This is a genomic window from Synechococcus sp. MU1655, from assembly GCF_023630655.1.
In the GTDB taxonomy this organism is placed as follows: Bacteria; Cyanobacteriota; Cyanobacteriia; order PCC-6307; family Cyanobiaceae; genus Synechococcus_C.
On the sequence record NZ_JAKUHK010000097.1, the window covers coordinates 1 to 6790 of the forward strand.

A 6790-nucleotide genomic window follows, 5' to 3' on the forward strand; every position below is an offset into this window, starting at 1 on the left:
CCAATGATGTAGGTATCTTCCTGAACCCTCGAGTCAACCGTCAGGCTCTGCTCAACCGCAGCAAAAACAGGATCAACGGCAAGGGCAGGGATTCCTATTGAGGTAGCGACCAAAAGGCCAGCGGATAGATGGGAAATATGCATTAATTGCATCAAAAAAGCTTGACTATCGCGGGGAGACAAGGGAAACAACTTGACTGCCATTTCTAATCACCTTGCAAGAAACTTGATTCCCTACCAATTCAGACGTGCCACGACTCAAAGCGTCCATTTTGGGGAGATCGTGCATTCTGGGGTTCATTCACTTCGGTTCTTTGGAGTAGAAAGACCGTCACTCACGTTCAAACCCGCTTAAGTGTCCAACCTGATCGCAAAACCCGGATTTCATCCCAGCGATCCTGGTCAGAACGTGGAAACCGTGCGCGTGAAAGATCTCGGCCCAAACAATTGGAATCCAGCGGCATTGGCTGCAGACAGCCACGACGAGATTGACCTACGCGAACTCTGGAGAGCGCTCAGGAGGCGCAAAAAACTGGTTGGGGTGACCGCAGCTGCTGTGATCGTGCTGGCTGGGCTGGTCACGAGCTATCAACGCATCTTCCGGCCGGTGTTTCAGGGCTCTTTCTCACTTTTAATTACCGATCCCCTCAGCAATGAGGGCCCCGGGGGCGGGGCGGCGGCAGCAGCCAGCGGCACCATGTTTGAAGAATTAGCCCGCAACAACACCAGCAATGACATCCCCACTCTGATCGAGTTGCTGGAAAGCCCGCTTCTGCTCAACCCGATCGCTGAACAATTCGATCTCACCCCTGAGAGCCTGGCGAAGCGGATTTCGATCACCACTGGTGGCGAAAATCGCAAAGAAGCGGAAGGGGTTCTCAAGGTGAGTGTGATTGGTGGGGATCAAGCAGAAGATGAAGCCCTGCTCCAAGCCCTCAGCAGCGCCTATTTACAGGCCGCATTGAAGCAGCGCCAACAAAGGCTCTCCGACGGCCTTGCCTTCCTCAACCAACAAGCTCCTGCCTTAGAAGAAAAAACCTCAGAGCTGCAGAGCGAGCTCGCTGCCTTCCGCGAGCAAAACAATCTGCTCGAGCCCACCCAGGAAGGTGTGGCTCTCAAACAGCGCAGCGCCGAGCTTGACGCTCAGATTCTTGGTCAAGAAGCCGAGCGCAGCCGGCTGCTCAAGGTGCGTGGTGAAATCGTGAATGGCAATCTCAGTGCCCGCGGCTTCCAGGAAGCGATCAGCACAGGTAGTGGAGTCGCAAACCGTGGTTCTGTGAATCAAGCTCAAGGCCTCGCCATCAGCGATGCCGACCAAAGCTTGCTGCAGCAACTGCTGAAGGTGGAAACCGAACTAGCGGAAGCGCGTTCGAAGTACAACCCAAGCTCTTCGATCGTGACGAGCCTCGAAGCACGGTTAAATCAACTTCAACCTCTTCTTCGCCAAAACCAGGTGGAGGCTGTGGATGCAGCCCTCACGCTGAATGCAGGCCGCCTTGCCACGGCTAAAGAGCAAGCCGAGAAACTCAACAAGATGTTTCTCCAGCAACCAGCGCTGATCAAGCAATTCGAGACCTTGCAGCAACGCCTCAAGATCGTCCAAGACAACCTGGCTGGCTTGGTGAGCGCTCGGGAAACCCTTCAGCTTGAAATTGCCCAAAGCACCGTGCCCTGGCGGGTGATTGCACCAGCCAAAATCGATCCAGATCCAATCAAGCCATCGGTTCCGCACAACCTGGCCATTGGCACCATGCTTGGCCTGGTGGCAGGTGTGGGCGCGGGGCTTCTTCGCGATCGCTTCGATCATGTGTTCCACACATCAGACGAAGTTAAAAACGAACTCAATATGCCCGTCCTCGGACATATTCCCCACGTGGATTTTTTCCAGGGGGTCCGAGAAGACAAACGCTTCCTTCTCTCAGAACTTGATACCTCAGCAACCAGTGTTGGCACAACAACAGACGCAGAAAGTAGAGAAAAAAGCTATCAACGTTTTTTCTATCAAGAAGCATTCCGCAACCTGTTCACGTCCCTCCGTTTTCTAAACAGTGATCACCCCTTAAAGACCATTGCTCTCACCAGCTCGCTTCCTGCAGAAGGCAAATCTCTTGTGAATGTGCTGCTCGCCAAAACGCTCTCTGAGATGGGGCAGCGCGTGCTGTTAATCGATGCTGATCTCCGCAAACCACAACTACACATTCGCCTGGGGCTCAACAACCTCAAGGGCCTTTCCAATCTCCTTGCGGAAGACAATCATCCCTGGCAAGACGCTCTAACGAAAGTCCCTGGGCACAACAACTGGAGTGTGCTCACGGCTGGCCGTCGCCCACCTGATCCCACGCGATTACTGAGCTCCAATCGTATGCACCGACTCGTTCAGGATCTTGCTGAAAGCAATGATTTTGATCTCGTCCTTTTCGACACACCTCCAATCCTCGGCCTGGCGGATGCCGCCCTGGTAGCCGAACATTGCGATGGATTGATGTTACTTGTTGGCCTTGGAAGGGTTGATCGAGGACTGCCCAAAGAAGCGATCAACCGCATCCTTTCGAGCGGAGTTCCTTTACTCGGCATTGTCACCAATGCGATCAAAAAAGAATCTCAATCCAGCTCTAGTTACTACGGAAAATACGGAAAATATGGATATGGATATGGATATGGATATGGCGACACCTATCAGGCCTATGCCCATTACGCCGATCTCGAGGCTGAAGACACAACACCACCTCAATCAGATCAAGAGGCCAGCAACAGAAGTTGGCGCCAAACATTCGCCAGTAAGAGCGCACGATTCATGCGCTGGTTGGATCGCTGAACGCCATGGCACGTTTCCAGATCGACTGGGTGCTCATCGATGAGCTCGCGATTGGCCCTGCTCCACGAGCAGAACGCCATGTGTTACGCCTTCATGAGGCTGGAGTGAAGGCCGTACTCAGTCTCTGTTCGAAGGAGGAAGCCTCACCTCCTCCCAGCATCGAAGAACACTTTGCCTGCCGCCGCATTGTGCTGCCCGACCACCGCAGCGGCCGTCTGCCGGAGCCAACCGAACTGCTTGAAGCCCTCACCCTGCTCGACCAACTCCATCACAACCACGGCTCCGTTTTCGTGCACTGTGTTGCAGCCATGGAACGGTCACCCCTGGTGTGCCTGGCTTGGCTCGTCCAACGTCATCAGCTCAGCCCAGAAGCAGCTCTCGATTACTTGATGCAGGTGCATACCGGAACCAATCCTTTGCCAGGCCAGCTAGCACTCTTACGCCATCCAATGTTCCAGGCCTCAGAGCGAGGAGCACCCTGATGCCGCTTGCCTGGACTCTGGCGCCACCGCCGCCACCCCCACCCTTGCCGCGCTGGGAATTGCTCAGCGAACCGGTACTTCCCATTCGCGCTGAGCCCCCCGGCCCCGTGCTGCAACCGCTTACTGCCGAGCAAGTGGAGGCCGTGGTGAACAGCACGCCCCTCAACCGCAATGACTACCTGCCACTGCTCAGGCTGTCGCCCGCCGTTCCCACCGCCGCCACCCTCCTGTCAGAGCAGTGGCGGATTGGTTTCTTCAATATTTCACCCTTCGATTCCGGCGAAGCCGCCGGTACCGGCAACCAGAACTACGCCGTGAATCTGGATGTAGGCCTGAGCGACAACCTCCTGGTTTCCGCCTTCGTGAGCCAGGCCGACGATCCCCTCTCGGCCAAGATCTCCGGCTTCACCAAGCAGCCAGGCAACTTCTGGCAGAGCTATGGCGCCGCCGCACGCTGGAAATGGCTCGATCAAGACCATTGGCAACTGGCGATCAGCGGCTCCTTGGAGGCCTGGGAAGTCGGCAGCGGTGGTGACGACTCCTTCGCCAACAAGGGAAGTAATTCGAGCCCCAACATCTTCAACAACTCGGGGCGTCGGGTGTTCACCCGCAACATCGTTGGCTCCCTCAGCTTGCCGGCGAGCTGGCAGGTCAGCGAGACATTGCAGTTCAATCTGTCCCCTGGTGTGAGCTTCCTGCCCCCCAGTCAAGGCGGCGGCCAAGGCGGCTCAGGCACCTTCTATGGCACAAATCCCTACATCAGCGGCGGGGTTCTGTTCCAGCCTTTCCCCGAACTCGGACTCACCGCCGGTATCGCCCAACCCATTGGCGCTGGCACCAACAGCTTCAATGCCGATCTGCAGTTTTCGCGCGTGCCGATCTACTCGGCCGGTATTAACTGGAACCTCAGCCCGCGGATTGGCTTGCGCGGCCTTCTCACCAATGGCTTTGGTGCCACACCAGCCACGGCCCTGCTCGCCCTGCCCTCCGACAACCGTCTGGGCTACAGCGCCAGCTTCGTGTTCACCCCTGATGTACCCGACATCCCCCAACCGCCACTCACCACGCGGCAGCGCTCCCTGGCTCGAGGGGGTCTCACGGTGAACACCGCCCTTGTTCCGCCTGAAGATGAAATCGATGCCTGGGTCAATGCCGATTCCGGCGGCAATGTGAACCCCTTTCTCGGCTATTCACTCTCGAATGTGTTCCAGCTGTATCTGTTCAGTGGAGGCCTCTACAACAACGTGCCCCAAACCACTCCCCAGGCTCGGCTTTACGCCAACGATGGTGCTTGGAATTGGAGAATTGGCGGCAAAGCCGTGGCCTTCAGCCCCCTGCGTGGGGCCCCCTTCTGGGGAGGTGGTCGCATCACGCTCGGTCGAAACAGTGACACTGTGAACAACACAGGGCAGGGCTACGTGTTCGCCGAAACGATGTTCACCTGGGAAGCCTCAGAGACTGTGGCCCTCAATCTCAACCCCAAACTGGTTCTGAGTGGGGCAGGAAACCTCTGGGCCATGGGGGTTAGCACCAACGTACAGGTGGCCCCCCGCTGGCAACTGGTGCCTGAGGCCAATGTGGTGGTCAACAACGTTGCTCAAAGCAATGGCACCCTCGGTCTGCGCTGGCAAACCACCGACTCTCTGGCACTCGAGGCCTACGGCAGCACCGCCGCCTCGATCCTCGATGTGGGCCAGCTGCTGAGTGCCGAGCAGGTGCGCTTTGGCGGTCGGATCCTCTTCAGTTTCTGACCATGCTGTTCTTGCTCTTCAACCCGCAGCTGGTTGAACAGCCCCCGCCGCAACCGGCCTTACAACAACTGCAAGCCAGCGGAAGCGTGCAGCTGGTACGCAGAGGTGAACAAGCCACCATGTCGATGCGGGTGCCAGTGCCTCCGGAACGTGCCTGGACTGTGCTCACCAATTACGCCCGCACCTTTGCGGCCATGCCGGATGTGGCTGCCGTGCAGCTGGTGTCACGCCAAGGCCAGAAGCTAAGGCTCCAACAGGTTTTGCAGGCTCCCTACACCTTTGGGTTACGCATCAATGTTCTTCTCGAGGGCGAGGAAAACCCTCAGACCCGCAATCTCCGCTACCGGCTCGTGCGCGGCGACAACATCCGCGCTCTCTCTGGCGAGTGGACGCTCACTCCAGATGCCGAAGGCACCCTGGTGCGTCACACCATTCAGCTCACGCCTGAGATTCCAGGCTTGCTGCAATCCAGTTTCCGCAGCCTCCATGACGCCAGCCTGCGCCAAAGCTTCGAAACGCTGCGTCAGTTGATGCTGGCGCCGGCCTTGAGTGACAACCGCGTCCCGAGCAACAGCGTGACCACCACCACAACCCCCAGCCCACTGAGTGTGAAAGCCAAAGGCTGACCAGGGATGGCCTCAAACATCGGACTGATGTTGGGCTTGACCAGCCTGTCAGCGAGCAACGACACGCCCAAGAAAGCCAGCAGCCGGCTGCTCCACTCGCAGCCGTAGCGCAGCGCAAACACTCGAGCCGGATCCTCCTGCTGCGCCAAGGTGACCCAGGCCTGATGCAGGGCAGCCGTCACTACCGGCAATCCCAAGCTGAACCCAAACACACCAACAAACCACAGACCATCCACGGCCACCAGCGCAGGCACTCCGGCTCCAACCAAGATGAGAGCCTGCCCCAGTAGCAGCGCGCGGCCGCTCATCCGCCAATGCTGGCCTAACCAGCAGCGCCAAAGCAGGAACCCCCCTCCATAGCCGGCACAACCCAAGACGAGCACAACAGCCATTCGGGCGGCACCCCAACGTTCCGCCACCCAGGCGGGGAAAAGGATTTCGCAACCCGCATACACCCCCATCACCACCGCACTCAGGAGAAGCGCCTGCCGCGCCAGCGCACGCCGGCGCCAGAAGCGGTGGAGACGTCTGGGGAGCGAAGACCAACCGATCGAGTCCGCAGGGGCAGGGGATGGAAGCCGTTGCAAAATGTCCTCGCTCCAGGGCGCCAACAACACGCAAACCATCGCCAACACAAAACTGAGGGCGTCTAAGCCGAGCACACCCATCAGCCCCAGGGCAGACACCAGCCAAGTGCCCAGGAACGGGGCCATCGTCACCACGAGGCCATCGGTGGTGGCAAACAAACCATTCGCCCGAATCAGTGCAGGTCCATCGGCAATCAAAAGCGGAATCAAACTGGAAAATCGCAGCACCAACGTGGCTTCCGCCATCGCCGCTACACCCTGAATCATCAGAATCGGAAGCAGGGACGGCAGCTGGCCCGCCTGGGGCGCGGCCCCCAGCAACACCCCAGCCAAGGCCAACGTGCATAACGCCCCGACCGCATGCGCAAGCAGCATCACCCGCGCCGGTGGCCAGTGGTTCAATCGAGAAGCCAGCAGAGGCAGAGCCAGGATTCGGGCGAGCTGCACCACCAACGCCACCAAACCGAAGTCGAGCAACCTGCCCGACTGAGCAAACAGCCAAAGCCCAATGCCGTAGAGGCTGGTCTGCG

The 6790-nt window shown here is 58.3% G+C and carries 5 protein-coding genes; 4 read left to right on the forward strand and 1 reads right to left on the reverse strand.

Annotation, left to right across the window (positions count from 1 at the left end; genetic code table 11):
• Nucleotides 1–354 precede the first annotated feature (354 nt).
• The 4 genes from NCN04_RS06040 to NCN04_RS06055 are packed head-to-tail and all read left to right on the forward strand — an operon-like array spanning nt 355 to nt 5673.
• Entirely contained in the window at nt 355–2814 is a 2460-nt protein-coding gene (locus NCN04_RS06040; protein ID WP_250395490.1) for a GumC family protein, read from the forward strand.
• Nucleotides 2815–2819: 5 nt separating this feature from the next.
• On the forward strand, nt 2820–3296 hold the full coding sequence (locus NCN04_RS06045; RefSeq protein ID WP_250395491.1) for a protein-tyrosine phosphatase family protein: 477 nt from the start codon (nt 2820–2822) through the stop codon (nt 3294–3296).
• Nucleotides 3296–5047, forward strand: a complete 1752-nt coding sequence (locus NCN04_RS06050) for a hypothetical protein (RefSeq protein ID WP_250395492.1) — start codon at nt 3296–3298, stop codon at nt 5045–5047. Before NCN04_RS06045 ends, NCN04_RS06050 begins: the two co-directional genes overlap by 1 nt.
• Nucleotides 5048–5049: 2 nt before the next feature.
• Nucleotides 5050–5673 carry an SRPBCC family protein gene (locus NCN04_RS06055; protein ID WP_250395493.1) on the forward strand — a complete coding sequence of 208 codons (624 nt, stop codon included), beginning with the start codon at nt 5050–5052 and terminating at the stop codon, nt 5671–5673.
• On the opposite strand, the gene NCN04_RS06060 is transcribed toward NCN04_RS06055, so the two are convergent.
• On the reverse strand, nt 5571–6790 hold a 1220-nt coding region (locus tag NCN04_RS06060), incomplete at its 5' end, for an MFS transporter (protein ID WP_250395494.1). The two genes, NCN04_RS06055 and NCN04_RS06060, sit on opposite strands and share 103 nt — an antisense overlap.

What these genes read in the sequence shown, in the direction of transcription:
- NCN04_RS06055 (WP_250395493.1), top strand. Translation starts at nt 5,050, where the DNA reads ATGCTGTTCTTGCTCTTCAACCCGCAGCTGGTTGAACAGCCCCCGCCG.
- NCN04_RS06045 (WP_250395491.1), top strand. Translation starts at nt 2,820, where the DNA reads ATGGCACGTTTCCAGATCGACTGGGTGCTCATCGATGAGCTCGCGATT.
- NCN04_RS06050 (WP_250395492.1), top strand. Translation starts at nt 3,296, where the DNA reads ATGCCGCTTGCCTGGACTCTGGCGCCACCGCCGCCACCCCCACCCTTG.